At 69.5% G+C, this 25034-nt stretch carries 18 protein-coding genes; 9 read left to right on the top strand and 9 right to left on the bottom strand.

Annotated elements, in window-relative coordinates; genetic code table 11:
- Window positions 1–4 precede the first annotated feature (4 nt).
- Window positions 5–787: a YgaP-like transmembrane domain gene (locus QHF83_RS25865; RefSeq protein WP_282420607.1), complete on the bottom strand. Its 783-nt coding sequence runs from the start codon at window positions 785–787 to the stop codon at window positions 5–7.
- Window positions 788–968: 181 nt separating this feature from the next.
- On the opposite strand from QHF83_RS25865, the gene QHF83_RS25860 reads away from it, so the two are divergent.
- The 4 genes from QHF83_RS25860 (at window position 969) to QHF83_RS25845 (ending at window position 7857) form a co-directional block, all read left to right on the top strand.
- Window positions 969–1610, top strand: a complete 642-nt coding sequence (locus QHF83_RS25860; RefSeq protein ID WP_282420606.1) for a hypothetical protein — start codon at window positions 969–971, stop codon at window positions 1608–1610.
- Between the two features lie 193 nt (window positions 1611–1803).
- The gene (locus QHF83_RS25855; RefSeq protein WP_282420605.1) at window positions 1804–2802 is read left to right on the top strand and encodes a hypothetical protein; all 999 of its coding nucleotides are present in this window, start codon (window positions 1804–1806) and stop codon (window positions 2800–2802) included.
- Between the two features lie 221 nt (window positions 2803–3023).
- On the top strand, window positions 3024–3860 hold the full coding sequence (locus tag QHF83_RS25850) for a hypothetical protein (protein ID WP_282420604.1): 837 nt from the start codon (window positions 3024–3026) through the stop codon (window positions 3858–3860).
- A 154-nt stretch (window positions 3861–4014) separates the two neighbouring features.
- Window positions 4015–7857, top strand: a complete 3843-nt coding sequence (locus QHF83_RS25845) for a serine/threonine-protein kinase (RefSeq protein WP_282420603.1) — start codon at window positions 4015–4017, stop codon at window positions 7855–7857.
- On the opposite strand, the gene QHF83_RS25840 is transcribed toward QHF83_RS25845, so the two are convergent.
- Window positions 7858–8556, bottom strand: coding sequence for a TetR/AcrR family transcriptional regulator (locus QHF83_RS25840; RefSeq protein WP_282420602.1), 699 nt, complete (start codon window positions 8554–8556; stop codon window positions 7858–7860).
- A 109-nt stretch (window positions 8557–8665) separates the two neighbouring features.
- Between QHF83_RS25840 and QHF83_RS25835 the strand changes: the two genes are divergently transcribed.
- Together QHF83_RS25835 and QHF83_RS25830 are read left to right on the top strand one after the other, a co-directional pair.
- On the top strand, window positions 8666–10147 hold the full coding sequence (locus QHF83_RS25835; RefSeq protein ID WP_282420601.1) for an NAD(P)/FAD-dependent oxidoreductase: 1482 nt from the start codon (window positions 8666–8668) through the stop codon (window positions 10145–10147).
- A gap of 69 nt (window positions 10148–10216) precedes the next feature.
- On the top strand, window positions 10217–11020 hold the full coding sequence (locus QHF83_RS25830) for an SDR family NAD(P)-dependent oxidoreductase (RefSeq protein ID WP_282420600.1): 804 nt from the start codon (window positions 10217–10219) through the stop codon (window positions 11018–11020).
- A gap of 3 nt (window positions 11021–11023) precedes the next feature.
- On the opposite strand, the gene QHF83_RS25825 is transcribed toward QHF83_RS25830, so the two are convergent.
- From QHF83_RS25825 to QHF83_RS25800, 6 genes are all read right to left on the bottom strand, one after another.
- Window positions 11024–11380 carry an STAS/SEC14 domain-containing protein gene (locus QHF83_RS25825; RefSeq protein ID WP_282420599.1) on the bottom strand — a complete coding sequence of 119 codons (357 nt, stop codon included), beginning with the start codon at window positions 11378–11380 and terminating at the stop codon, window positions 11024–11026.
- A gap of 187 nt (window positions 11381–11567) precedes the next feature.
- Complete coding sequence (locus QHF83_RS25820) at window positions 11568–12872, bottom strand: sigma-70 family RNA polymerase sigma factor (RefSeq protein ID WP_282420598.1); 1305 nt, start codon at window positions 12870–12872, stop codon at window positions 11568–11570.
- 166 nt (window positions 12873–13038) lie between these two features.
- Entirely contained in the window at window positions 13039–13596 is a 558-nt protein-coding gene (locus QHF83_RS25815) for a hypothetical protein (RefSeq protein ID WP_282420597.1), read from the bottom strand.
- Between the two features lie 81 nt (window positions 13597–13677).
- Complete coding sequence (locus tag QHF83_RS25810) at window positions 13678–14964, bottom strand: AarF/ABC1/UbiB kinase family protein (protein ID WP_282420596.1); 1287 nt, start codon at window positions 14962–14964, stop codon at window positions 13678–13680.
- Window positions 14965–14998: 34 nt separating this feature from the next.
- Window positions 14999–15595 carry a TIGR00730 family Rossman fold protein gene (locus QHF83_RS25805; protein ID WP_282420595.1) on the bottom strand — a complete coding sequence of 199 codons (597 nt, stop codon included), beginning with the start codon at window positions 15593–15595 and terminating at the stop codon, window positions 14999–15001.
- Window positions 15596–15676: 81 nt separating this feature from the next.
- On the bottom strand, window positions 15677–17032 hold the full coding sequence (locus QHF83_RS25800; protein ID WP_282420594.1) for a pectin acetylesterase-family hydrolase: 1356 nt from the start codon (window positions 17030–17032) through the stop codon (window positions 15677–15679).
- Between the two features lie 175 nt (window positions 17033–17207).
- Here QHF83_RS25800 and QHF83_RS25795 point away from each other — a divergent pair, with 175 nt between their 5' ends.
- The 3 genes from QHF83_RS25795 to QHF83_RS25785 all read left to right on the top strand — a co-directional run bounded on the left by QHF83_RS25795 (window position 17208) and on the right by QHF83_RS25785 (window position 23099).
- Complete coding sequence (locus QHF83_RS25795; protein ID WP_282420593.1) at window positions 17208–18914, top strand: hypothetical protein; 1707 nt, start codon at window positions 17208–17210, stop codon at window positions 18912–18914.
- Window positions 18911–21022, top strand: coding sequence for an SWIM zinc finger family protein (locus tag QHF83_RS25790; RefSeq protein ID WP_282420592.1), 2112 nt, complete (start codon window positions 18911–18913; stop codon window positions 21020–21022). Before QHF83_RS25795 ends, QHF83_RS25790 begins: the two co-directional genes overlap by 4 nt.
- Before the next feature lie 355 nt (window positions 21023–21377).
- Entirely contained in the window at window positions 21378–23099 is a 1722-nt protein-coding gene (locus QHF83_RS25785; protein WP_282420591.1) for a reverse transcriptase domain-containing protein, read from the top strand.
- 473 nt (window positions 23100–23572) lie between these two features.
- Here QHF83_RS25785 and QHF83_RS25780 read toward each other — a convergent pair.
- A partial coding sequence (locus QHF83_RS25780) for a L,D-transpeptidase (protein WP_282420590.1) occupies window positions 23573–25034 on the bottom strand: 1462 nt, incomplete at its 5' end.

Genomic DNA, 25034 nt, shown 5'->3' with positions numbered 1-25034 from the left:
GGCGTCAGGCCGCCGCGCGCGTCAGGGGGATGAACCGGCCGGAGGGTTGTCCCTCGGTCGTGACGATTTCACCGGCTTCGAGCAGCATCTTCAGGCGGCGCAGCCCGGCGCGGGCCCACGCGTCCGGATCCGCGCCCGCCACCGCGGTGAGGGCGCGGAAGAGGAGGCCGCGTGTCTTCGAGAGCTCGAGCACGAGCCGTATCTCGGTGCCGCGACCGCCGGGGGCGTCGCCAAGCAGAATCGCGAGCCTTTCCGGCGGACCCTCCGCGTGGCCGAGCACGAGGGCCCGGGCCTCGTGATCCAGATCGATATGGGCTTCCCACGAGGAACGCTCGCCACTCAGGGCGGTCCATACGCGGATGCGTCCCTCGCCGAGGTCCTCCACGCGCTCGACGTGCGGCGCGAAATGGGGGACGTGGGCCGGATCCCGCAAAAAGGCGTATACCTCGTTCGCCGGGCGGGCGACGGTGACGGTGCGCTCGATGCGCGTGAGTTCTTCGGCCGCGCCGAGGGGCATGGGCGTGGGCTTCGGGGCCTTGCGCGAGCTGAGCCCGAGAGCCTCATAGGCCGGACAATGGCCGCGGAGCCCGCGATGGGTGAGCGCGCCGCCGAACGCGCCTGCGAGCAGGCCGAGCGCGCCCCTGCGCCAGAGCGCCCATGCGACGAGGCCGCCGCCGATCGCCGCGGAGACGACGCGCTCGTTCGGGCCCACGTTGAGAGGCTTCATCTTGCGCGCGCGGGCCGGAATGCCGTGGATATCGTCGAGCCTGGGTGTCTTCGATTGCATGCGCGCTCCTCTTCGGCGTCGGGGCCGAGCCGTGGAATGCAAGGAAGAGACCTCGTCCCGGCCGGGCGTGTTCGGCGATCGAAGTGGGATCTCGGATCGGGACTTGCAGCGAATGGGGGCGGCGTCCTCGGCGGAAATCGAGGGCGAGAGGAGCTCTGCAATGAACGACGGGAGGAGCGCGATGCGCAGATCTTTTCGTTTGGTGAGCGTGGCCGGCCTCTTCGCGGCGCTCGCCGTGGCGGGCTGCCAGGAGCGCGACCGCGGCGGTCAAGCCGGGGCCGAGGTGCGTAAGGGCGGCGAAGGAGCGGCGGTCCAGCAGCCGGGGACGCCCCCCGCCGCTGGGCAGCAGCAAGCGCAGCCCGCGCCGGAACCCATTCGTGATTTGACGATCGTGCTCGTCACGCCCGACCGCCCGACGCTCTTCAATCGGCAGGTCGACCTCGTCGGGGCGCAGGTGCAGAAGGTCTCGAACGATCGGGTCTTCTGGGTCGGCCCGAGCGCTGAGCGGACGGTGCCGGTCTACCTGGACGACCAGGCCCGGAGCGCGCTGCAGCAGGGCCAGCACAAGCTGCAAAAGGGGGATCAGGTCGCCCTGGTGGGCGAGATCCGGCAGTCGCCGAACACGCAGCTCGCGCAGCAGCAATGGGGACTGTCTTCCCAGGAGGCCAATGAGCTGGCCGGCGCGCAGGCCTATCTGCACGTCACCCGGATCCTGATCGGCGAGAAGCCTGGTGTGCAAGGCGGCCAGCAGCAGGGCACGCAGCCGGGCACGCAAGGCGGCCAGCAGCAGCAGGGCGGACGGACGGGTGGCCAGGGCCGCTGAGACCTCCGCCTGATCGAATTCCCATGGGGCGCGCGGCGTGGGGCCTCCCGGAACCCCACGTTGCGCGCCGTTTTCGTTGATCGCACCATTTCCCATTTCGTCGCGATCGCGAGGGCGCGTCGCGCTGGCACGTCCGTGGCGAGAGCCAGGGACGAGGCCGCGCGAGCGCCTCGCCTGGTTTCGCGGGGGAAACGTGGAGCGACACGAAATGCTGGAGCGGAGGGCCTGGGTCTCCGCGCTTCGCTGGGGCGTGCGCATCGCGTTCGCGGCCCTCGGGATCGGGGTCGTCGTCTCGCTCGTGCGGCAGGCGGGCGCGGGTACGCTTTGCCTGATTCTGCGCGGCGCGGCGCCGTGGCTGCCGCTCGTCGTGCTCCTCGAAGGAGCGCGCGTCGGGACGGACGCGCTCGCGACGTATGCGGCCTATGGCCCGGCCGAAGGGAGGCTCCTGCCCGCCCGTGTCCTCGTGCGCGCGGCGCTCGTGGCGCGGGCCGTCTCGTCGATCGCGCCCGCCGGGCGCACGGCGGCCGAGGCGACGAAGGCCGCATTGCTCGCGCCGTGGGCAGGCCCGACAGCGGCGACGGCGGCGGCCGCGACGGGGCAAGCCGTGACGCTCGTGACCGGTGGGATCATTTCGGTGCCCTGCGCGGCCGCCGCGTATGCGCTCTCGGGGGCCTCGCCGATCACGATGGCGCTCGCCCTCCATTCCGCGCTCCTCGTCGCGGCGGGGACGGGAATCCGGATTGCCATGCGCGCGCGGTGGCTCGGCTCGCTCGCCGGCCGGTTGTCCGGGCGAGCAGGGGCGCATGTCCAGGCTTTTCAGGCGCGCGCCTGCGAGACGAGCCTCCTTCCGCCGGGGCCGATCGCCGCGATGCTCCTCGGTCGGGCGCTCCAGGTCGCGCAATATGCAATCCTGGCCCGCGCGGTGGGCGCGGCGACGGGCGTTTCGCGCGCGCTCGTCGCCGAGGGGGCGAGCATGGTCGCGCTCGCCGTGGGCGCGTTCGTCCCGGCGCAGGTGGGCGTGAGCGAGGGGGCGTTCGCGTGGAGCGCCGACGTGCTCGGCGCGACGCTGCCACAGGCGATCGCCATCGCGCTCCTCGGGCATGCGCTCGAGGCCGTCTATGTGGCGGTGGGCGCGGTCGTTCCACTCGTATGGAGAGCGCCGAGGCCGCCGGACGAGCGGCCCGAGCATTAAAACGAAAACATGCAGCTCGTTCGCAATAACGTCCAGGCCGGTCTTGCGGCGAGGGTGGGGTGCGTGCAAAGGTTGCCCGCCTCATGCCGTTCGTCCCGCTCGTTTTCTCGCCCCGGAGGGCGCGCCGTCATCCTCGTCTCGCGTCCGTATCCGTCCTTTTTCTCGCTCTCGCCGGTGTCGAGCTGGGCAGCGGACACGCGCGCGATTTGCGCGAGGCGTGGATGGACCCGGTCTACGCGGCCGTCGGCACGCCGCCCCCGCCGCTCGCGTCGGGCGACAGGGACGGCGACGGGCTCTCCGATGAGCGCGAGGCCGAGCTCGCTCGTACGTTTGCCCCCGTCGTCCTTCTCGATCGCGAGGATCGCGCGCTCCCGGCGTCGGTCCCCTGGGTCATGGAAAAGTCCGATTTCGTGGAGGGCGCCGCGCGCGTGCGCCGCGCGCGCAGGGCGTTCGACGACGACGTGCGCAAAGGGAGCGAGCGGCCCGAGGACTGGGTGACCTACGTCAACGTCTACCCGCGGGCGAGCGGCGGAATTCACCTCGAATACTGGTTTTATTATCCGTACAACGACGGGCCGCTTTTTTTTCAGCACGAGAGCGACTGGGAGCACATGACCGTGCGCCTCGACGAGGAGGGCCGCCCGCTCGGCGCGTACCTCGCCCGGCACGAGGACAACAATCCCGGGCCCTTTTTCACGTGGTCTCGGCTCCGCAGGGAGGGCGAGCATCCGGTCGTCCTGTCCGCGCGCGGGACCCACGCGACCTATGCCGACCGCTCGGACCTCGCGTGGTTCGAATCGGCCGCCTCGTCGTGCGACGATCTCGCGACGTGTGGCGATCGGCCCTGGCGGACGTGGGAGGGCGGCGGGCTCTCTCGGCTCGACGACGTGCCCGAGAGCGCGCTCGCGGGGCGGGCGTTCCGCTTCGATGGGCGATGGGGCGCGGCGGGCTTTTTGCCGGGCACGAGCGCGCCGCGCGGGCCCATGTTCCAGTCGGGGCATTGCGCGGGCGGATTCGCGACCTGCCGCAAGCCGATTGAAATGGCGAGTCTGCCGTAACCGTCCCGGTCGCGCGGTGGTCTTCCCCGACGGGAAATCTCCGAATGGCGCGAAGGTACGCTCCCGAGCCACGAATCGAAGGCGAAAGGACCTCGTTTCGTCGCCCGGCGAGCATGCTTGTGGGCGTCGGTTCTCCAGGGTATCCTGAATCTCAATGCGATCCGGTGAGGTGATCGACGAACGGTTCGAGCTCGGGAAGCGGGCCGGATCCGGAGGGATGGGGACGGTGTGGCGCGCCGTCGACCGGAGCACGGGCACGCCCGTGGCGCTCAAGGTGCTGCGTGATCCCGAGGGCGACGCGGCCCCGCGTTTCCTGAAGGAGGCGCGTATCCTCTCGACGTTCGAGCACCCGCATGTCGTGCGCTACGTGGCCCATGGCATTGCCTCCTCGGGCGAACCTTATCTCGCGATGGAATGGCTCGAAGGCGAGAGCCTGCTCGCGCGCCTCGAGCGAGGCGCGCTCTCCATCGAGGAGAGTTTGTCCCTCGCTCGCCACGTCGCCGAGGCGCTCGGCGCGGCGCACGCGCGGCGGATCGTCCACCGGGACGTGAAGCCGAGCAACCTGTTCCTCGTGGGCGGCTCTGCCGATCGCGTGAAGATCGTCGATTTCGGCATCGCGCAGAGCGGCGTCACGGGCGCGCTCACCCGGACGGGATCGATCCTGGGGACGCCCGGATACATGGCGCCGGAGCAGGCGCGCGGCGACCGCGACGCCGACGCGCGGGCGGACCTGTTCGCGCTCGGGTGTGTCCTGTACGAGTGTTTGGCCGGAAAACCCGCGTTCCAGGGCGCGCACCCGATGGCCCTGCTCGCGAAGCTTCTGCTCGAAGAGCCGCCACGCCTCCGGGATCTGCGCCCCGACGCGCCGGAGCCGCTGACGGCGCTCGTCCATCGTTTGCTCTCCAAGGACCCGGAGGTGCGCCCCGAGGACGGCGCGGCGGTGCGCGTGATCCTCGATCGCATCGACCTGACCGCGAGGCCGCCCGTCTCCACGGGGGAGCCTTCGCGGGCGTCGCTGACGGGCACGGAGCGGCGGCTCGTCTCGATCGTGGCGGTCGCGCCGCCGCTCGATCGCGAGGCGCCGCGGGATCTCGTCGCCGCGGTGCGGCGCGTGGCCACGCCGCTCGGCGCGCGGGCCCTGGAGCTCTCCTCCGGCGCGGTCGTGGCCGTGCTGCTCGGCGAGGGCAGCGTGGTGGATCAAGCGGCGAACGCGGCGCGTTGCGCCGCGTGGGTCAAGCTCGCGGCGCCCGAGGCGGCCGTCGTGCTCGTGACGGGGCGCGGCGAGTCCACGAACCGCCTTCCCGTCGGCGAGGCGCTCGAACGCGCGGCGGCGCTGCTCGACGAGGCGCTCGCCGAGAAGCAGGAGGGCGCGCCCGTTCGGATCGACGACAACACGCGCGCGCTGCTCGACGCGCGCTTCGAGCTGGTCGAGCAGGAAGGACGGATCGCGCTGCGTGGCGAGCGCCGGACGGGGCAGGAGAGCCGCACGCTCCTCGGCAGGCCGAGCCCTTTCGTGGGCCGCGAGCGCGAGCTCCGGAACATCCTCGACCTCGTGGCCGAGAGCTTCGAGGAGCGTCACCCCTCGGCGGTGCTCGTCACGGCGCCGCCGGGGATGGGCAAATCGCGCCTGCGGCAGGAGCTCTTGCGCGTCATCAAGGAGCGCCACACGAACGTCGGTTGCACGATCGCGCGGCCCGACGCGATCGGCGCCGGATCGGCCTACTCGCTGCTCGCGGGCGCGCTGCGCGAGATCCTGCAGATCTCGGCGGGCGAGCGGATCGAGGCGCAGCGCCGCAAGATCGAGCTGCTCACGTCGATCTTCTCGGACGCGGCGGAGCAACGCACGATCATGGAGTTCCTCGGCGAGCTCGCGGGCGCGCCGTTCCCCGACGACGGCAGCCCGCGCCTGCGCGCGGCGCGTCAGAACCCGCAGCTCATGGCCGATCAGATCGAGTCGGCGTACCGCGCGCTCACGGCGGCGGTCGGGGCGACGCGGCCGATCCTCGTGGTGCTCGAAGATCTGCACTGGGGAGACGCGCCCTCGCTCAAGGTCCTCGACGCCGTGCTGCGGGACCTCACCGACGTGCCGTTCGTCGTGCTCGCGTTCGCGCGGCCCGCGGTGCACGAGGTCTTCCCGCGCCTCTGGTCGGGCCGGAACGTGCACGAGATCCGGCTCGGACCCTTGCCGAAGCGCGCCGCGACGGAGCTCGTGTCGGCCGTGCTCGGCGGGGACGTCGCGGCCGAACGCGGCGCGGCGCTCGTGGAGCGCGCCGAGGGAAATGCGTTTTTCCTGGAGGAGCTCATCCGCGCGGTCGCCGACGGTCGGGGCGGCGAGCTGCCGGACACGGTGCTCGGCATGGTCGAGGCGCGCCTCTCGGCGCTCGCGCCCGAGTCGCGCCGGCTGCTCCGGGCCGCGAGCATCTTCGGCGAGGTGTTCTGGGAGAGCGGCCTCTGCGAGCTGCTCGGCGACGGCTTGCCGCTCGCCGCGTCGCTCTCGGATCTCTGCGCACGCGAGCTCGTCACGCGGCGGCACCATTCGCGTTTCGCCGGGCAAGAGGAGTACACGTTCCGTCACGCGATCATCCGCGAGGGCGCGTACGCCATGCTCACCGATCAGGATCGACACCTCGGCCATCGGCTCGCCGGGGAGTGGCTGAAGCGCGCCGGCGAGCCCGACGCGCTCGTCCTCGCCGAGCATTTCCAGCGTGGTCACGACCCCGAGAACGCCGCGGCCCATTACCTCCGCGCGGGCAGCCAGTCGTTCGACCGCGACGATTTCTCCGGCGCGCTCCTCTGCGCCGAGCGCGGGATCGGGTGCGGCGCCGCGGGCGAAGTCCTCGGCAACCTGCAGACGCTCTGCGCGATGGCGCATTGCTGGCGCTCGGAGCTCGAACCGGCGCACCGGATGAGCGTCGGAGCGCTGCCGCTCGTCGCGCGCGGCAGCCGCTGGGAGTGCTTGCTCCTCTTCCACGGCACGTGGGCGTCGCTCGTCGTGGGCGCGGAGGATGATTTCCTCCGCATGGGCAGCCGCTTCATCGACTTCGAGCCCGAGCCCGACGCGCGCCGCGATTACCTGCTCTGGGCCCCGCTCGCCGCCTCCCTGCTCACGTCGTACGGACGGCGCGCGCTCTGCCGCGCCTTGCTCGACCGCGCCGAGCGGCTCGCGGCGTCGATGCCCGCGCTCGACCTCGACGTCGTCGGCTCCCTGGCGATCGGGGAGAGCGACGAGCTCCGCGCCTTCGAGCGCGCCCCGTTTCGCCAGCTCGAGCTCACGCGCAGGGCCGTCTCCGCGTTCGAATCCATCGGCGATGCCAGAAACCACATCACCGCGCTGAATCGGCTCGGCCAGGCCCTCGGCGAGATCGGCGAGCGCGAGGCCGGCGAGCGCGCGCTCCGGTCCGCCGTCGATCTCGCGCGCCGCATCCGGGGACCGTTTGCCCTCCTGCAATCGGAGCTCCACCTCGCGGCGCTGCTCGTCGGCTTCGGCGAGGACACGAAATGGGCCGAGGCGGAGGCCATCGCCGCGCGCGTGCTTTCGGCCTCGGGCGTGAGCGACGGGTATCGCGGTTGGGCGCGTGGCCTCCGGGCGCAGATCCTCCTCCACCGCGGCGCCTACGAGGACGCCGCCCGCGAGGCGCGCGCGGCCCTCACCCTTTGCGCGCGGGTCCCTTTGCGCAAGCTCTGGATCACGACGCTCCTCGTGCGTTGCCTCGTCCTTTTGCGAAAGGCGTCCGAGGCGCGCGCGCTCGCCCGGGAGATTGGCGCGACGCTCGGCCGGGACGGCGGCGGGTATGTCGAGATCGAGGCGCGGCTCGTGATGGCCGAGGCGTGCGCCGAGCAGGGCGAGATGGAGGAAGCGTCGCGAGCCCTGCGCGACGTCATGGGCCGGATCGAGGCGCGCGCCGCGGAGATCCCGGACGAGGCGCTGCGCTCGCATTATCTCCACGAGGTGCCCGAGAACGTCCGCGCCCGCTCGCTCGCGGCGGCCTGGCTCTGATCAGCGCGCCTTCGCGGGACGCTTTTTCTTCGGCGGGGCGGGCTCGTTCGTCTGGGAAAACTCCGTCGCGGCGCGGAGCGCGTCGAAGAGCAGCACCTTCGCGAGCGTGACGATCTGCTCGATCGGCACGGATCTCCGCGCCACCCAGTCGATCGACGCGGCCTCGAAGAACCCGATCCAGCCGCGCATCGCCGTGTGGACGAGCGGGCCCATGGCCTCGGGGGGCAGGGCCGCGACGATGCGGCCCAGGAAGGTCGAGCGTGTCTCCTCAAGCACCGCTGCGACCTCTGGATCCGAGCCGATTCCGCCCCGCATGAGGGCGACGTACGCGGCGCCGCGGCGCTCCACGTACGCGAGGTAGGTCCGGACGCCCTGCTCGACTTGCGCCTCGGGCGAGGCGTCCTTTGTCGTACCGAGGGTTTCGTCGAGCAGCTCCTTCGACGCCGCGCGCAGGGCGGCCACGTAAAAATCGCGCTTCGTCGGAAAATAATAATAAAGCAGGCCCTTCGAGATCCCGGCGGCGCGCGCGATGTCGTCGATCGACACCTCGTCGTAGGAGCGCTCGCTGAAGATCGACAGGCCGAGCGCGAGGAGCTGGGCGCGGCGCTCGTCGACTTCCAGTCGCGCGCGCGCGGCGGGCCCTTTTTCGGCCTCCGCCGGGGGGCGCGCGGCGGGCCTCGGCCTTGCTCGGCTCTTCATGAGGCGAGCCTATACCCCCGACGCCCGGGATGTTCAATCGTCCGGTTTGTTGTTGACTTCAGTTCAACAGCCGGTATCTTCGACTCGCTACTGAACGGGAGTCAACAGCATGCGACGCGCGCGCGTTTCGGGCTCGGTCACCCCCATCGTCATCGTCGGCAGCGGCTTTGCGGGCCTCGCCATGGCGATCCGGTTGAAGCAGGCCGGCATCCACGACTTCACGATCTTCGAGCAGGCAGCAAACGTCGGCGGCACCTGGCGCGACAACCATTACCCGGGCGCGGCGTGCGACGTCGAATCGCACCTCTACTCGTTCTCGTTCGAGCCGAACCCGCGCTGGACACGCATGTTCGCGCCGCAGGCCGAGATTCTTTCCTACCTCGAATCTTGCGCCCGGAAGTACGGCTTGCTCCCCCACATCCGCCTGAACACCGAGGTCCGAGGCGCCACGTTCGACGAGCGGGAAGGGCTCTGGCGGGTCGAGACGAGCGACGGGCGCACGACGACGGCGCGCGTGCTCGTCTCGGCCTGCGGTGGCCTCAACCGGCCGGCGCTGCCGGACATCCCCGGCCTCGGCAAGTTCGGCGGAAAAACCTTTCATTCGGCGCGCTGGGACGATTCCGCGGATCTCGAAGGCAAGACGGTGGCGGTCATCGGCACCGGGGCGAGCGCGATCCAGATCGTGCCGGCCATCGCGGCGAAGGTCGGGCGTCTCCACCTCTTCCAGCGCACGCCGCCGTGGATCCTGCCGAAGCGCGACCGCGCGATCTCGCTTTCCGAGCGCGAATGGTTCGCCCGCGTGCCGCTCCTCCAGCGGCTCGCCCGCCTCCGTCAATACTGGTGGCACGAGATGTTCGCCCTGGGGTTCGTCGCCGAGCCGCGCATCATGAAGCTCGCGGAGCGGCTCGCGCGGGCGTACCTCGCGAAAAGCGTGCCGGATCCGGTTTTGCGGGAGAAACTCACGCCCGCGTATACGATGGGCTGCAAGCGTGTCCTGCTCTCGAACGATTATTACCCGGCGCTGCTCCGGCCGAACGTCGAGCTCGTCACCGATCCGATCGAGGCCATCGAGGCGGAGGGCGTCCGGACGAGCGACGGAGCCCGACGAAAGGTCGACACGCTCATCCTCGCGACCGGGTTCCAGGCGGCCGAGGCCGTGGCGCCGTTCGAGATCCGCGGGCGGGGCGGGCGCGCTTTGAACGACGCGTGGCGCGACGGACCCGAGGCCTATCGCGGGACGACGATCGCGGGGTTTCCCAATTTCTTCCTGATCGTCGGGCCGAACGTCGGCCTGGGCCATAGTTCCATGGTGTTCATGATCGAATCGCAGGCGGCGTACGTCATGAGCTGCATCGAGGCCATGCAGGCGCGGCGCTGGAAGTTCGTCGACGTGCGGCCCGAGGCGCAAAGCCAGGAAAACCGGAGGCTCCAGGCGCGTTTTCCCCGCACCGTCTGGTCGACCGGATGCGTGAGCTGGTATCAGACCCGGAGCGGCAAGAACACCACGCTCTGGCCCGGCTTCACCTTCGAGTTTCGCCTGAAGACACGGCGCTTCGATCCCGCGCCCTACGAAGTGGTCCCGCTCGTGTGAGCGCCATTGACGGGTCGGCGCGGGTCGGGCTCTGATGCGGGGCCAGGAGACGAGGAAGAGGAGAACTTCATGGGACTTCGATCATCGGGATGCAGCGTCATCACCGGGGCAGGGGGCGGCTTCGGTCGCGCGCTCGCGCTCGAGCTCGCGGCGCGCGGCGCGCGGCTCGTGCTCTCCGACATCAACCCGGGCGCAGCGGAGGAGACGGCGCGCCTCGCCCTCGCGCGCGGCGCCGCAGGGGCCAAGGCGCTCGGCTGCGACGTGACGAAAATCGAGGAGGTGGAGGCGCTCGCGAATGCGTGCGAAGGCCCCGTCGACCTCCTGGTCAACAACGCCGGCGTCAGCAGCGGCGGGCTCGTCGGGGATCTCTCGCTCACGGATTGGCGCTGGACGATCGAGGTCGACCTCTTCGGCGTGATCCACGGCTGCCACGTCTTCGTTCCCCGCATGAAAAAGCAGGGGGCCGGCCACATCCTCAATGTCGCGTCCGCCGCGGGGCTGCTCTGCGCGCCGCGCATGGGCGCCTACAACGCCGCGAAAGCGGGCGTCATCGCGATCTCGGAGACCCTGGCCGTGGAGCTCGACGACACGGGCGTGGGCGTGACCGTTCTGTGTCCGACGTTTTTCAAGACGGACATCGTGAATTCGGGGCGCTTCGCGGATCCGGAGACCCGCAAGATGGCGGACGAACTCATGGCGGGCGGCCGGCCCGTCGAGGAGGTCGTCCTCGCGGCGCTCGCGGCGGTGGAGCGCGATGAGCTATATGCCGTGCCGATGGCCGACGCGCGCTGGCTCTGGAGGGTGAAGCGCGTTTTGCCGGGCGCATTCCGCAAGCTCGTCGGCATGGGCGTGCGTCTGCGGTCGAAGGGCTGACGCTCAAGCGCGCGGGGGCGGCTCGGCGAGCCAGCGGCGCGCCTCCTCGGTATTCGCGAAGAACTCGGCCGTGTACGCGAAATGCTGGGGAAACAGCGCACGTCCGGCGCGCTCGAGCATCCCGAGGATCGCACGCGTGGTGAAGCTCGGCCCGGCGATGGCGACGCGTCGAAACGGGTATTTTCGTTCGACGTGCCGGAAGACCGCGCGCGCGTGCGGATCGAAGGTCCCCATGCGGCTCACGTCGGCCAGGATGTCGTACGGTGCGCCAATTCGCTCGCCGGCTTCGTAGAGGAGGCGCTTGATGGCCGCCGCTTCGGTGGTCGAGACGGCGCCGATCACATCGATGACGAGCAGCATAGGCGGCTCGAAGCGCGTCTGATGAGAGCCGATCCGTCGCGAAAGAAAGGAAACGTCGGGCGTATGCATCGGGCTCGAAGGGGCGCGAAAGGGGAGCTTGCCACGGATCGAGCCCACCGAGAAGCCATCCGCGCGGGAGGCCGAGCGTCCATCGATGGACTTCGCCATCGATGGACGGGCTCGGCCCTCAGCGCAAGCCTTCCAGATAAGAACCGAGCCCCCGCTCCTCCGACCAGGTGCGGAGCTTCTGCAGCGCCTTCGATTCGATCTGCCGGATTCGCTCGCGGCTCAGCGAGAACGAGCGGCCGATCTGCTCCAAGGTATGGTCGTCCTCGCCCGTCAGGCCATAACGGAGCCGGAGGACCTCGCGCTCGCGGGGCGTGAGCGTCTCCAGCATCGCGCTCGCGGCCTCGCGCATGCGGGTGCGCACGAGCGCCTCGTCGGGGGCGTCCGTTTCGCTGGCGAGCGTGTCGCCGAAGCGAAAATCGCCCTCGTCGCCGATGGGCGCGTCGAGGCTGATCGGCGTGAGCGAGAGCGCGCGGACCGCCTGGACCTTGTCGAGCGGCACGCCCGAGCTCTCCGCGATCTCCTCCTGCGAGGGCAATCGCGCGTTTTTCTGCGAGAGCGCCCGCTCCGCGCCGAGCACCCGCCGCCGGCTCGCCGTGAGGTGCACCGGCATGCGAACGTCCTTGCCCTGATAAAGGAGCGCCCGTTCGATCGACTGCCGGATCCACCACGCCGCATACGTGCCGAACCGATACCCGCGCGCATAGTCGAACTTGTCGGCGGCCCGGATGAGGCCGAGGTTGCCCTCCTGCACGAGATCGAGCAGGGGGACGCCGCGGCTCCCATAATGGCGCGCCGTCGCGACCACGAGGCGCAGGTTCGCCCGGACGAGCTCACCCTTCTCGAACGCCGCCCGCGCCCGCGCCTTGGCCGAGCGATCACGCGCCTCTTCGATGCGCGCCCGCTCCTCGGCCGAGCTCACCTTCGCGTGCGCGGCGAGCGCCTGATCGAGCCGCTCGACGAGCGTCGGGTCGACCCGGAGCGTGTCGAACGCGTCCGCGAGATCCGCGGGCAATGCAGCGTCGTTCCCCGATTCGGAGGCGAGCGCGCGCGATCGTTCGAGCGCGTCGACGAGGCGGCTCGCCGTGTCCGCCGCGTCCGGGGCCTCTCCGTTCAGCAGGAGGTCCCGCGGGTTCGTCTGGCCAGACCGGATTTCCTCCGCAATCGCGGCGAGCGCGTGCACGCTGGCCGGGGAGCGGACGAGCGCGGACAGCGCGTCGCGCTCGGCGAGGGTGATACGACGCCCGAGTTCGGCTTCGGCCTCGCGCGTGAGCGGCTGGCTCGCTTCGAGCCCACGCAGGTAGAGATCGGTCGCGTCCTGGATCGGAGCCGCGCGCGGCGCCTGGGGCGTGGGGCCCTTGGGCGTACGCGGCCGACGCTTGCGTGCGGGCTCCTTCGCGGGGCCCGCGATCCTCAGTTTGTTCAATGTGGTCTCCAGGCCCGCGTCCAGCCCGGCGAAAGACGCGGCGGAGGGTGATGCTCGCCGGGTTACGGAACGTAAGCATCTCTCGTGCCTCCGGAAGGGGGGCGCGCAAAAGAATTTCGGGCGAGGGGGCTACCCCAGGCGTCGAATACGAATGATGTGCAGGCGCTCAACCCGAGAGGAGCAGAGCCACCATCGCGGCCGAGGCGGTCTCGCCCCAGCTCGCGAACGTCTCGGGGATCCGGACGCTCACGAGCTCCATCGAACCCCCACAACGTAGCGACCCTTCGTAAATGTGCCCGCGTCGCGCGAGATCGAATCCGCAGAGGCCGACGGTCCCCGTGATCGCCTCGGGCCCGATCCAGAGATCGGTGATGCGGCCGCGGAGCAGGCCCTCGACGTGCTGCCGCTTTTCCATGCGCGTCACGCGGAGCCGGAGCGGCTCGGCGCCCCAGAGCCCCTCGATCGCGGAGCCGCGGACGGAGGCGCTCAGCGTCTTGCCGAGCACGAGGCCGCGCAGGGCCTTGCCGTCGTCCTCGGCGTAGAGGCCGACGTTGACGACCGGCCCGATCGCCGTCCCCTCGCCGATGGTCGCGTTGACGACGTGCCCGCCCGAGCCCTGCAGGTAGAAGTCGTTCGGCCTCCACGGCTCGTCGTAGAGCGCGTCCTGGGAGGGCATGTCCGGCTCCTCGTAGCCGCAGGAAGCAGGCGCGAAGAGGGCGAGCATGAGGAAGGGAAGGGGGAGCCTCTGCATCACGGACCTCGGCGGAGTATAAGCCGACGGGCGCGTTTCACAACGGCCCTCGCATCAGACGAGCCTCGCCTCCCGCAGGAACTTCTCCTCCACGGCCGCGTAATCGATCGTCACTTCGAGGCGGGCGAGGACCGAATAAAAGCCGAACTGGAGCCGGTTCATGAAGAGCATGCCGGGCGGAAGCTGCACGAAGTTGCCGTCTTTCTTGAACAGCACCTCGTCCTTCATTTCCCGGATGCCGTCGACCAGGCTCGCCGCGTAGGGCCGCGTGATCCGGAACGGCGAGGCGAAGATCGGCTCGAAGCAGCGGCGCGAGTACGCGACCGCCATTCGCTCGTAGGTGCCGCCCTCCGTGAGGAGGATCTTCGTGGCGATGTCGCCGAACGCCAGCTCGTCCCGGCGGAGCGCCGCGAGGTGGAGGTTTCGCGCGAGCGTGAGCCGCTCGCCCTCGATGGGCTGCACGCAGCCGAAATCGAGGAAGATGATCGAGCCGTCGTCCTGGAAGAGGTAATTGCCGGGGTGCGGGTCGGCGTTGAACATGCCGCCGACGAGGTTGCCCTTGAAGACGAACCGCCAGAGCGTGTCGGCATAACGCTCGCGGATGGCCTGGTCCGCCTCGCAGGCCTCTTCCAGGGTTTTTCCGGTCACGAGATGGCTCGTGAGCACGCGCTTGCTCGACCGCTCGGTGATGACCTCGGGAATGCGGATCGCCGGGTCGCCCTGGTGCAACGCCGTGAACGCCCGCTGCCTCCGGGCTTCGAGCTCGTAATCGAGCTCCTCGGTGAAGCGCGCCCGGAGCTCGGCGAGCACGGCCTTGGGCTCCAGGCGCTTCGGCCCGAGCACCGCGACCATGCCGCCGAGGACGTCGGCATTCTCGAGGTCGCTCTCGACGGCCTTTTCGATGCCGGGGTGCTGCACCTTCACGGCGACCTCGCGGCCGTCGTCGAGCCGCGCTCGGTGCACCTGGCCGATCGAGGCGCTCGCGAACGGCTGCTCGTCCCATTCGGCGAAGAGTTTGTCGATCGGCGCCCCGAGCTCCTCCTCGACCCGGGCGCGGATGGCCGCCGGGGACGACGTCGGCGCCGCATTGCGGAGCTTGCGCATGGCCGTCTCGTAGGCCTCGCGTTGCGCCTCGGGGACCATGCCGTCCACGTAGCTCGCCATCTGCCCGGCTTTCGCGGCGAGCCCGCGGAGCGTGCCGAGCATCTCGGCGGCCTTGTGCGCGGCCGCGTCCGCGGCCGATGTCCCGCGGATCAGGCTCGCGCCCGTGCGCGCCCCGACCGCGGCGAGCCGCGCGAGCCTTCCCAGGCGTCCTTCCGGGATTTTTCGTTCGTCGGTCATCGAGGCGAGGGTGTGGGGATCGGGCGGGGTCGGTTCAAGGTTTGTCGATCCACCGGCCGATATCGGGGATCTGGAGCTTCGAGAGGCGGTCGAGGAGCGCTTCCATCGAATCCGCCGACGCGCAGAGGGGGCGGTGAATGGGGCGGATGAAGCCCTCGGTCATGGCGTGATCGAGGAATGCGACGAGGTGATCGTAGTAGCCGCGCACGTTGAGCAGGCCAACGGGCTTCTTGTGGTAGTTGAGCTGCGACCAGGTCACGACCTCGAAGACCTCTTCGAGCGTGCCCCAGCCGCCGGGGAGGGCGATGAAGGCGTCGGCCATCGAGGCCATCATGGTCTTGCGGGCGTGCATGCTGTCGACGATGAAGAGCTCGGTGAGGCCCTCGTGCGCGAGCTCGCGGGACTTGAGCTTCTCGGGGATGACGCCGTAGACCTTGCCGCCTTTCATGAGCGCGCCTTCGGCGACGGCGCCCATCATGCCGACGCGGCCGCCGCCGTAGACGAGATCGATGCCGCGTTCGGCGAGGTAAGCGCCGGCCGCGCGGGCGGCGTCGAGGTAATGCGTCCCGACGCCGCCGGAGGACCCGCAGTAGACCGCAACGCGGCGGAAATAGGTGCGCGTGCTGTTCATGGGCGGAACATAGTCCAGGGTGCCGCCCCTGGCACCCGGAAAATTCGGTAAGAGCGGAAAGTTGATCCGCCTGCCGTTTCGTTACGGCCCGACGTGGGTGGCGGCCGCGCCGTCGACGATCCCCTTCACCCAGCCGCTCAACGCCGTACCATCCACGTTGGTGTTGTAATAACCATTGCCGCCGAGGTAGGTATGGGTCGTGGCGCTCACGAAATAGCTGCTCCACGCGGGCGATTGCTTGAGGAAGCTCTCGCGGATCTCCTCGAGGCCCGCCGTGTATTCAGCGCCGCTGAGCGCCGACGGGAAGAGGCCGTCGATGTTCTGGCAGTCGTTCTTCCCGTAGCCATAGAACTGCGAGATCGTGCTGTCCTTGTCGGACGAGACGAGCCCGAGCGAGGCCTCGGGGTATTTCTGACCGAGGAGCTTCCAGGCATTGGCGAGGCCGCCGCCGTTCGGGAGCGTGCATTCGGCGCAGTCGGCGGGCAGCGTGTCCGGGAAGTTGTAGAGATCGCGCCAGCGCTGCTGCAGGCAGGGCGCCATGTAGGTGTCGCCCATCGGGGGGCCGGAGTCGTCGATCAGCGCGACGGGCGTGGGGCAGAATGCCTGCGCCACGCGATCGTAATTGTAGAACGCGCCGAACCCGCCCGCGCTCACGCCCGTGAGCAGGACCTCGGTCACGCCCTTGAACGTGGGGATGATGCGCTTGAGGTAATGGCCGATGTTCGCGTACCCGACGAACTGCTGGCCCTTCGGGGAGAGCGTGCCCGGCACGTCGGCGTCCGGGGCATTGCCGGCGTGCACGTCGCCCGTGCAATAGGGGACGTAGACGAAGCTCCAGTCCTTGACGGCGTTCGCGGCGTTCGACGTGCTGAAGATGCCGTTGTTCCCGCCGCCGTTTTTCCAGTTGTTGAAGTTGCTCTGCCCGAAGGAGCTCGGGTTGATGTTGCACGTGGTGCCGTTGAAGCACGCGCCGCCGCCCTCGAGGAAGATGACGAGCTTCGTCGATTCCGGGTTGATGCGGACGCCGAAGCCGGTGGCGCTGCCGTTGCGGCATTTCGCCTCGGGGACCGGCACCCACGTCCATTCCCCGGGCGCGGCCTCGACGGGCGCGCCGTCGAACGGCCCCTCGGGCGCGCATGCCGGACCGCCGCCGCCGGAGCCGCCCGATCCGCCGGAGCCACCGGAGCCGCCCATTCCGCCACCGGCGCCGCCCGTCCCGCCGATCCCGCCGTCCCCACCCGTGCCGCCCATTCCGCCGGCGCTCGCGCCGCCGTCACCGCCGGCGCCGCCTCCGCCGCCGACCGACGTGCCGCTGCTCGAGCCCGACGGGTTGTTGAAGAGTTGATCGGTATCGCCACCGCTGCCGCAGCCGGCTGCGGCGAGGAGCGAGACGAGGGGAATGGCAAGCGTCCCAGGCGAGAATCGAAGCGCTCTCATGAAGACACCGTAAAGGATCGGTCGCGCGCGCTCAACGCGGATCGTGGACGAACCGTTCGGGTGGAAGATTGGAAGCGGGGGTGGAAATGGTCGGAGGTTTTTGGGGGTTGTTGCGGCGCGAGGGCCATGCCCCTTGACCGCGCGCGTCCAACTTGCCTATCGTCTCGGCCTTCGCATGGCGAACGCGCGCACGCGGACCGGATCGAACCTTCTCCTCGATGAATACTGGGAGGCGGGCGACGACCGTTACGTCGACGAGGTCCTCTCGCTCACGGCGGGCAAGAAGCTCAAATCCCTCGCCGATCGGTGGATGAAGGACAGCCGTCCGTTCGCGCGCCGCACGCTCGTCGCGTACATCGCCGACGGCTGCGACAGGCCGCACCACCGGCCGCTCGTGAAGAGCCTCTTCAAGCTCGCCGAGAAGGCGCACGACGACGAGCTCGTCGGTCACTTCATGGTCGCCTTCGACCGGCTCGTCGCGCGCAAGCTCGTGGAGAAGCAGCGCTACGACTGGTCGAGCCGGCAGTCCCTGAAGGTGCGCACGCTCGTGGGCGAGGGCAAACACCCGACCCGCTTCTGGGGCCGCAACGACAGCGCGCCGCACTTCTCGAAGGCCACGCGCAACTACCTGCGCCGCCGCGTCCTGCGCTACTTCCGCGACATCGGGCGCAAGGATCCCGTCCGGTACGGCGAGGCGATCCGCAAGGCGCTCGTGCTCTACCGCGACGATCACCTGGACAAACCCGAGCATCTGCTCGACGCCTGGAGCTTGCTCCACGCCCTCTATCACGGCTCGCCCGTGCTCGATCGGCACCCGGACGGCATCCGCGTGGCGAAGGACCGTTCGCTCGCGGAGCTCGAGCCCGCGCCGCTCTGGCCCGAGGCGTGGAAGGGCTCGTTCGAGGGCGTGCTCGCGCTCGTGACGACCGCGAAGAGCCGCACGGTGCGCGTGTTCGCGGTGGAGATCCTCAAGGCGTGGTACCCGCGCGAGCTCGGCTCGCTGACGATGGCGCGCCTGCGCCCGCTCATCGCAAGCCCGAACGAGGAGGTGCAGGTCTTCGCGGCCGATCTCCTGCGCACGGCCGAGGGTATTTCGAGCCTGTCCGTGGCCGAGTGGCTGGAGCTGCTCCAGATCGACAACCCCACGGCGCTCGGCTTTCTCTGTGAAGCCATCAAGAAGCACGTCGCGCCGGCGCGGCTCACGCTCGATCAGTGCGTGGACCTCGCGTGCTCGCCGGTCGCGCCCGTCGCCGAGCTCGGGCTCGACTGGGCCATGACCAAGAAGACGGCCGGGATCAAGGGCATCGAGGCGATGTTGCGGCTCGCTTCGGCGCGCGCGCCGCGCGTGCGCGAGGCCGCGGCGAAGTGGGTCGTGTCGATCCTTTCGACCTCCAAGGATGCGCGCATGACGCACGTCCGGGACCTCGTGGATGCGCGGTACGACGACGTGCGGCGCGAAGCCCTCCAGCTCTTCGAGCGCGACGTGCGCTTCAAGGACGATCCTGCGCTCTGGTCGGCTCTCGCGGAGAGCCCGTACGACGACGTACGCGCGTTTCTCCTCGCGCACCTCGTGGCGCGCGAGAAGGCGCTTGGGCCGGCGACGCTCGAGCGGATCTGGGCGACGACGATCCTCGCGGTGCACCGCGGCTCGAAGCAGAAGCGCACGGCGCTCTCGCAGATCGCGGCGCGCATCGTGGCGCACCCGGGCGAGGCCGAGCCGCTCGTGGGGCTCTTCGGGTATGCGCTGCGCAGCGTGCGTCCGCCGGAGCGGCGCGCGGCGCTCGCGGCCGTCTCGCGCGCGGCTTTCCAGGCCCCCGCGCTTCGCAGCGCGATCGGGCGCAAGTTGCCGGAGCTTTCGCTCTTCCAGGAGGAGAGGGCGTGAACGTCGATCTCCGTTATCTGGGCAAGAGCGGCGTGCTCGGGGCGGCGCAGAGCCTGCTCGTGCGTTTTTCCCCGAACCTGGCGCGGCCGAAGACCTTCTTCGACGCGGAGCTCAAGGACGCGATCCGCTTCCGCGAGGCCATGAGCGCGCTGCACGACGTGGTCGTCGGCGATCTCAAGTTCCGCAAGAAGGACAAGACCGCGTACCAGGCGTGGAAGAAGGCCGAAGAAGAGCGCGAGGCCGAGCTCAAGGCGCAGCTCTTCGATCAGGCCAAGCGGGCCGAGCTCGCGCGCCTCGCGAAGGAGCCGATCCCGCCGAACCTCGACCGCGATTTCCGCAAGATGCATCGCCTCTACTGGGACGCGCGCGTCAAGTGGGCGAACGAGCTCGCGCGGAACGATCCCGAGCTCTTCCGCCACCTCGTGCCGTGCGACCCGGTCGTGACCGTCGCGCCCGACGTGGTCTTCTTCGAGTGTTTTTCCAAGGACGAGTCGAGCTACGGCTGTTTGTCCGTGGACCGCGACTCGTTCGTGGGCTCGCAGGAGGCGGGGCTCGGCACGACGAACGTCGACTACTCGATCGCGCTCTACGAGCATTTCCAGACGCTGCGGAGCTACCGCAAGACGCGCCTCTCCGTGGATCCGGCCGGGTTCGACGTGAAGGTCGAGGGCATGGCGGACTACCGCGAGGAGAAGATCGATCTGCCGCCCTCGTGGCTGCGTGGATTCGGTCAGATCCAGGCCTCGACGTGCTTGCCGAGCCGCCGCGTGGATCTGCCCGTCGAGGTCGTGTACGCGATCCTCGCGCACCTGAAGCGCCACCGCGAGAAGAGCGGGCCGCGCAGCATCCGATTCGTGCTCACGCCGGGCAAGGCGCCGAAGATCATCCTCGATCCGTGGGGGATCGAGATCCAGTCGCGCGGCCCCGTGTACGACGGCGGGCTCGAGATCGGCGGCCATGGAGCGGGCGGCCATCTGGGCCCGTATCGCTCGGCGCCCGCCGTGGCTCGCGAGATCACCGAGGAGGTCAAGATCTGGGGCCGCCGGCGGCTCTTCGCGCTCGCCCGCGTCCTTCCGCTCACGGAGCGCGTCGAGGTGCGGCTGCTCGGCTCGGGTTTGCCGAGCATCTGGATCGCGCACATGGGCGACATGCGGCTCGTGCTCGCGCTGAGCGGTTGGACCACCAACGATTGGACGAGCGGCTCGGGGCTCGATCTGCTCGCGGGCGCGTACGAGCCGGATGCGCGCACGATGGTGCAGGCCGATCGGTTCCTCCAGAACGAGCAACGCGCGACCTTGCCCGCGATCGCCGCGGCGACGGGCGCGTCCGAGGAGAGCCTCGTGCCCGCGCTGCACCAGCTCGCGAAGCGTGGACAGCTCATCTACGACCACGCCGATCGCGTGTATCGCTATCGGCAGGTCATGCCCGCCGTGCTGAGCGAGGCGCTCATCGGGCCGGAGCATCCGGAGCTCGTCGAGGGCCGCGCGATGGCCCGGGGCAACGGCGTGACGATCGATCGCGACGAGCTGCTCTCGGACGGCCGGCGTGCGGTCGTCGGCAAGGCGAAGGGCACGAGCTGCGAGGCGATTTTCGACGAGGATCTCGCCATCAAGAAGGCGAAGTGCTCGTGCTCGTACTTCTACAAGAGCGGGCTCCGCGCCGGGCCTTGCCGGCATCTGCTCGCGCTCAAGATGGTGCTCTCGAGCCGCGCGCTGCCGCAGGCGCCGAAGCCCGAGCCCGCGCCGGAGCCGGCGAAGGCGTCGAAGTGGTCGTCGGGCGAGAGTTTTCCGATTCCGCGCCAGATCCTCGACGACATCCGCAAGACCGCGAACCGGAAGAACACCACGGTGTCGCGGGTGCTGGAGCAGGCCTGGGACGTGGCCATGCCGCGGATCCAGGCGGAGCGATCGTGGACCACGGCGCTCGCGCTCGCGGACGTCACGCTTGCGCGTTTACTCGCCACCCGTACGCCTGCGGATGCTGTCGAGGAGCGGCTCGCGCTGCCGCCCGACGTGCTCGCCGAGGTGAAGCGCGTCGCGGATCGGTTCCGCGCCGAGCGTGCATCCGTCCTCTGTCTGGCCTGGCTTCTTGGTAGGAAGTCGTTGTAGGAATGGTCTTGTCGTCTCGTTCGACGCGCTCGCGTCCAGCCTTGCAAGGAGGTCCGTCCGCCCGAGCCCACCATGCTGCGGCGTTCCGCCGTGGCGGAGTTCGTTCCCCCATGCGTCCCCGCGCCCGATGTTCTTTTGGCCCTAAAGCCCCCTACCAGCATCCACTCAGCGGACCCTTGGGTCTGGATGCCGGTAGGGGGCCTAGGGCCTCGGTGATCGGACGTGGTCCTAGGCGAGTAGTCGGGCGGACGGGCTTCCTTGGAGGGCTGGACGGCGCGTCGAACGGTGCATCAAGGATCGCTCGCCCGAGCGCTCGGGCGAAGCGCGTCGCAACCTCGATCTAGCGGGAGTTGCCGTGGGCTTCTGGGACAAAGTCAAGTCCTTCATCGGCACCGGCAAACCCGGCGAGGGTGAGCCCGGGAAAAACGAGCCGGGCGACAAACCGCAAGCCGGTGCGTCGACGTCGACGAAGACGTCCTCGACCTCGACGACGAGCGGCGCGGGCGGGAAAAACCCGGCGGTCGCGACGTTCACGTCGAGCCCTGCGCCGGCGGCGGCGGCGGCGACGCCCGACAAGAAGAAGAAGGACAAACCGAAGCCGAAGGACCCGTACGACACGTCGGGGATCCTCGGTTTGTCGGCGGACGAGATGCGCAAGCGCGCGCTCAAGATCAACCCGTACCAGACGGCGTGGATCGGGCGCGTGGACACGATCCCGCCGCAGAGCGACGAGCGGACGGCGCTGATCGATCGGGGCCTCATCCTGCGCGGCTTGCTCACGGAGCAGCAGCTCGAGGAGATCCACCGCGTCGGGGATCTCTGGCTCAAGCACCACGAGGCCGCGAGCATGGCGACCGTCGTGGCCCGCAAGAAGGCGGACGCGGCGATCGAGGAGCTTCGCCGTCAGAAGGCCGAGCGCAAGGCGGAGAAGAAGCGGCTCGCGGCCGAGCGGAAGAAGAAGCTCGCGGAGGCCGTCGCCAAGCGTCGCGCCGAGGACATCATCTTCCTCGGTCGTGGCGTGTCCGGCTGCCTCGGCGATCGACGCGCGAACGTCGAGGAGCTGCGGAAGCAGGGTTTGCCCTTGCTGTCGACGCCTGCGGAGGTCGCGAAGGCGCTCTCGGTGCCGATCCCGCGGCTGCGCTGGCTCTGCTATCACAACGACGCGGTCGAGAAGCCGCATTACGTGTACTTCGAGGTGCCGAAGCGCTCGGGCGGCACGCGCTTGCTCTCGGCGCCGCACGAGGCGCTCTCGAAGGCGCAGCAGTGGGTCCTTCAGAATGTGCTCGCGAAGCTCTCGGTGGAGGGCGAGGCGCATGGGTTCGTGAAGGGGCGATCCACGGTGACGAATGCGCGGGCGCATCTTGGTCGCGGGACCGTGGTGAACCTCGACCTTTCGGACTTCTTCCCGACGATCACGTTCGGCCGCGTGCGTGGGCTCTTCGAGTCGATCGGGTACTCGCCTGCGGTGGCCACGATCTTTGCGTTGATCTGCACGGAGTCGCCGCGGCGGAAGGTCGTCTATGACGGGACGACGTACTGGGTGGCGGTGGGCGAGCGTGGTTTGCCGCAGGGCGCGTGTACGAGTCCGGCGATCTCGAATCTGGTCGCGCGCAAGCTCGATCGGCGCCTCACGGGCATGACGCGCAAGATGGGCTGGACGTACACGCGGTACGCGGACGATCTCACGTTCTCCGCGGCGAACGAGCTCGTCGACGATGGCAAGGGTGGCCAGAAGAAGGGCCGGAGCGACCTTGGGATCCTGCTCGCGCGGGTGCGGCACATCGTGCAGGAGGAGGGGTTTGCCATCAACCCGAAGAAGGGTCGGGTGCAGCATGCGGGCGGGCGGCAAGAGGTCACGGGCATCGTGGTGAACGACAAGCTCGGGATGCCGCGCGAGGAGGTTCGCAAGCTCCGCGCGATCCTGCACGCTGCGAAGAAGACCGGGCTCGCCGCGCAAAACCGCGAGAACATCCCGCATTTCGAGGCGTACCTGCAGGGGAAGATCGCCTACCTGAACATGGTCGACCCCGAGCGAGCGATGCAACTCGCGAAGGCGTTCCTCGAAATTCCCCGCTGAGCCTCCCGTTTGCATCGACCGCATCGCGGTCGATGCACCAGCGGTCCAGCACTTGTGCTGCACGGGGGGGCGGATAGCTACAAACAGATCTCCCCGCATCGACTGCGCTTCGCGCAGTCGATGCCCAGCGGTCCAGGGCTTGCGCTGCACAGGGGGCGGATAGCTACAATCAGATCTCCCCGCATCGACTGCGCTTCGCGCAGTCGATGCCCAGAGGTCCAGGGCTTGCGCTGCACAGGGGGGCGGATAGCTACAAACAGATCTCCCCGCATCGACTGCGCTTCGCGCAGTCGATGCCCAGAGGTCCAGGGCTTGCGCTGCACAGGGGGCGGATAGCTACAAACAGATTTCCCCGCATCGACTGCGCTTCGCGCAGTCGATGCCCAGAGGTCCAGGGCTTGCCCTGGTCCGGGTCCAGGGGCGGACAGCCCCTGGTCGGGCCCGGGGTGAAACCCCGGCGCTACGCTACCGATCTACCGCCGGATCCGCACGATCGTACTCTGACCGAACTCCCTCACGGCGCGCATGCCGTGCCAGCCTTCGGGGACGTCGGGGTCGGTCCAGTCGAAGACCCATTTGGCGTCTGTGGGGGCGAGGTTCACGCAGCCGCCGCTCTTCGGCTCGCCCCAGGCGTCGTGCCAGTAGGCGCCGTGCAGTGCGTGGGGGCCGCTGAAGTTCAGGACCCAGTTCACCTCGGAATGCACGAGGTTCTCGTCCGAGCTCGACACCATCGTCGCCGTGCGGAACTTGCCGTCGACGCGGAAGAGACCGACGGGGGTGGAGGCTGTCTTCAGCGGCTCGATGCCTGGATAGGGGACGCCGCCGCGACCCGGGGAGATCATCGTCGCGTAGACCGGGCGCAGACCTTCGTAGGCGACGAGCGTCCCGTTCAGGACGCGCACGTCGACCCATTTGCTCTTGTTCGGGTCCTTGTCGGCGAGCCAGGGCGCTTCGGTGACGGCCTCCACGATCTGCGCGTCCTCGGCGAGTACGTAGATGCCGCTTTCCTTCGTCTCGACGAACGCCTTGCCGTCTTGCTCGATCCGCGAGCCCGTCAGGCCCACCCAGCCGAGTCGCGGGAACGTCTCGTCGGTCTTCACGAGCTTGCCGTCTTCGCCTTGCTTCCATTTTGGACGCGGCTTCTGCCGGAAGAAGGCGAGCGGCAGCTTCACGTCGTCGCCGAGCGAGATGCCGTGGAACGTCGAGCGTGGGTAGGGCTTGATGCGATCTTTCGGGATGATCGCCTGGTCGGCCGTGAGGACGAAGGTGCGACCGCCGGACTCGAAGGCGCGTACGAACGCGATCGTCGAGCCGAGCTGGACGAACTTGCGGTTTTCCCGGACGAGGGGGCCAAAGGGCAGAAGCTCGGGCGGACCCTCGCCGGAGGGGGCGAGGTCGACGCCGACCAGGGACTTGTCGATGGCGGCGATCGCGGCGGGGTCTCCCGCGGCGGCGCGCGCTTTTTCGACGTTGGCCTCGTGTTTTTCGAGGTCCCATTCTGCCTCGCGTTGCTCGGCGCGCGTCGGGATGTGGTCATAACGCGGAGCGCCAATGGATTCGCCGTACTGGTAGGGCCAGGGCGAGCTCACGTCGGCTGCGTCGCGACGCAGGATGACGATGGCTGGGTCCTTTTCGTCGACCGTCGCCGTCGCGCCCGCGCAGACGTAACCGCGCGGCTCGACGGCGTACCAGGCGTCGCAGCCGGCATAACCTGGGATCCGCGCGGCTTCGACGCTGCCTCCTTTGAGCGGCACGGAGCTGCCGAGCGCGAGGTATCCGATCCAGGCGTGGCTCGCCCCGGGCTGGGGGTGGATCCAGGCAAAACGCCCCTTCGACCAGATCCGCGGCTTCGCGGGCGCGGGCGCGGGCGTGGGCGCTTCCACCGGCGCGGCGGCGGCTGCGGGCGCGGAGGCCGCGGGAGGCGCGGCTGCGGGC

Source organism: Polyangium sp. 15x6 (genome assembly GCF_029960785.1).
Classification (GTDB): Bacteria; Myxococcota_A; Polyangia; order Polyangiales; family Polyangiaceae; genus Polyangium.
Note: the sequence above shows the minus strand (reverse complement) of the source record. Positions and strands in the feature narration are given on the sequence as shown.

Bases quoted from the DNA above. Each gene is read 5' to 3' on its own strand.
- QHF83_RS25865 (WP_282420607.1), bottom strand. From the start codon at position 787: ATGCAATCGAAGACACCCAGGCTCGACGATATCCACGGCATTCCGGCC.
- QHF83_RS25860 (WP_282420606.1), top strand. From the start codon at position 969: ATGCGCAGATCTTTTCGTTTGGTGAGCGTGGCCGGCCTCTTCGCGGCG.
- QHF83_RS25850 (WP_282420604.1), top strand. From the start codon at position 3,024: ATGGACCCGGTCTACGCGGCCGTCGGCACGCCGCCCCCGCCGCTCGCG.
- QHF83_RS25845 (WP_282420603.1), top strand. From the start codon at position 4,015: ATGCGATCCGGTGAGGTGATCGACGAACGGTTCGAGCTCGGGAAGCGG.
- QHF83_RS25840 (WP_282420602.1), bottom strand. From the start codon at position 8,556: ATGAAGAGCCGAGCAAGGCCGAGGCCCGCCGCGCGCCCCCCGGCGGAG.
- QHF83_RS25835 (WP_282420601.1), top strand. From the start codon at position 8,666: ATGCGACGCGCGCGCGTTTCGGGCTCGGTCACCCCCATCGTCATCGTC.
- QHF83_RS25830 (WP_282420600.1), top strand. From the start codon at position 10,217: ATGGGACTTCGATCATCGGGATGCAGCGTCATCACCGGGGCAGGGGGC.
- QHF83_RS25825 (WP_282420599.1), bottom strand. From the start codon at position 11,380: ATGCTGCTCGTCATCGATGTGATCGGCGCCGTCTCGACCACCGAAGCG.
- QHF83_RS25815 (WP_282420597.1), bottom strand. From the start codon at position 13,596: ATGCTCGCCCTCTTCGCGCCTGCTTCCTGCGGCTACGAGGAGCCGGAC.
- QHF83_RS25810 (WP_282420596.1), bottom strand. From the start codon at position 14,964: ATGACCGACGAACGAAAAATCCCGGAAGGACGCCTGGGAAGGCTCGCG.
- QHF83_RS25805 (WP_282420595.1), bottom strand. From the start codon at position 15,595: ATGAACAGCACGCGCACCTATTTCCGCCGCGTTGCGGTCTACTGCGGG.
- QHF83_RS25800 (WP_282420594.1), bottom strand. From the start codon at position 17,032: ATGAGAGCGCTTCGATTCTCGCCTGGGACGCTTGCCATTCCCCTCGTC.
- QHF83_RS25795 (WP_282420593.1), top strand. From the start codon at position 17,208: ATGGCGAACGCGCGCACGCGGACCGGATCGAACCTTCTCCTCGATGAA.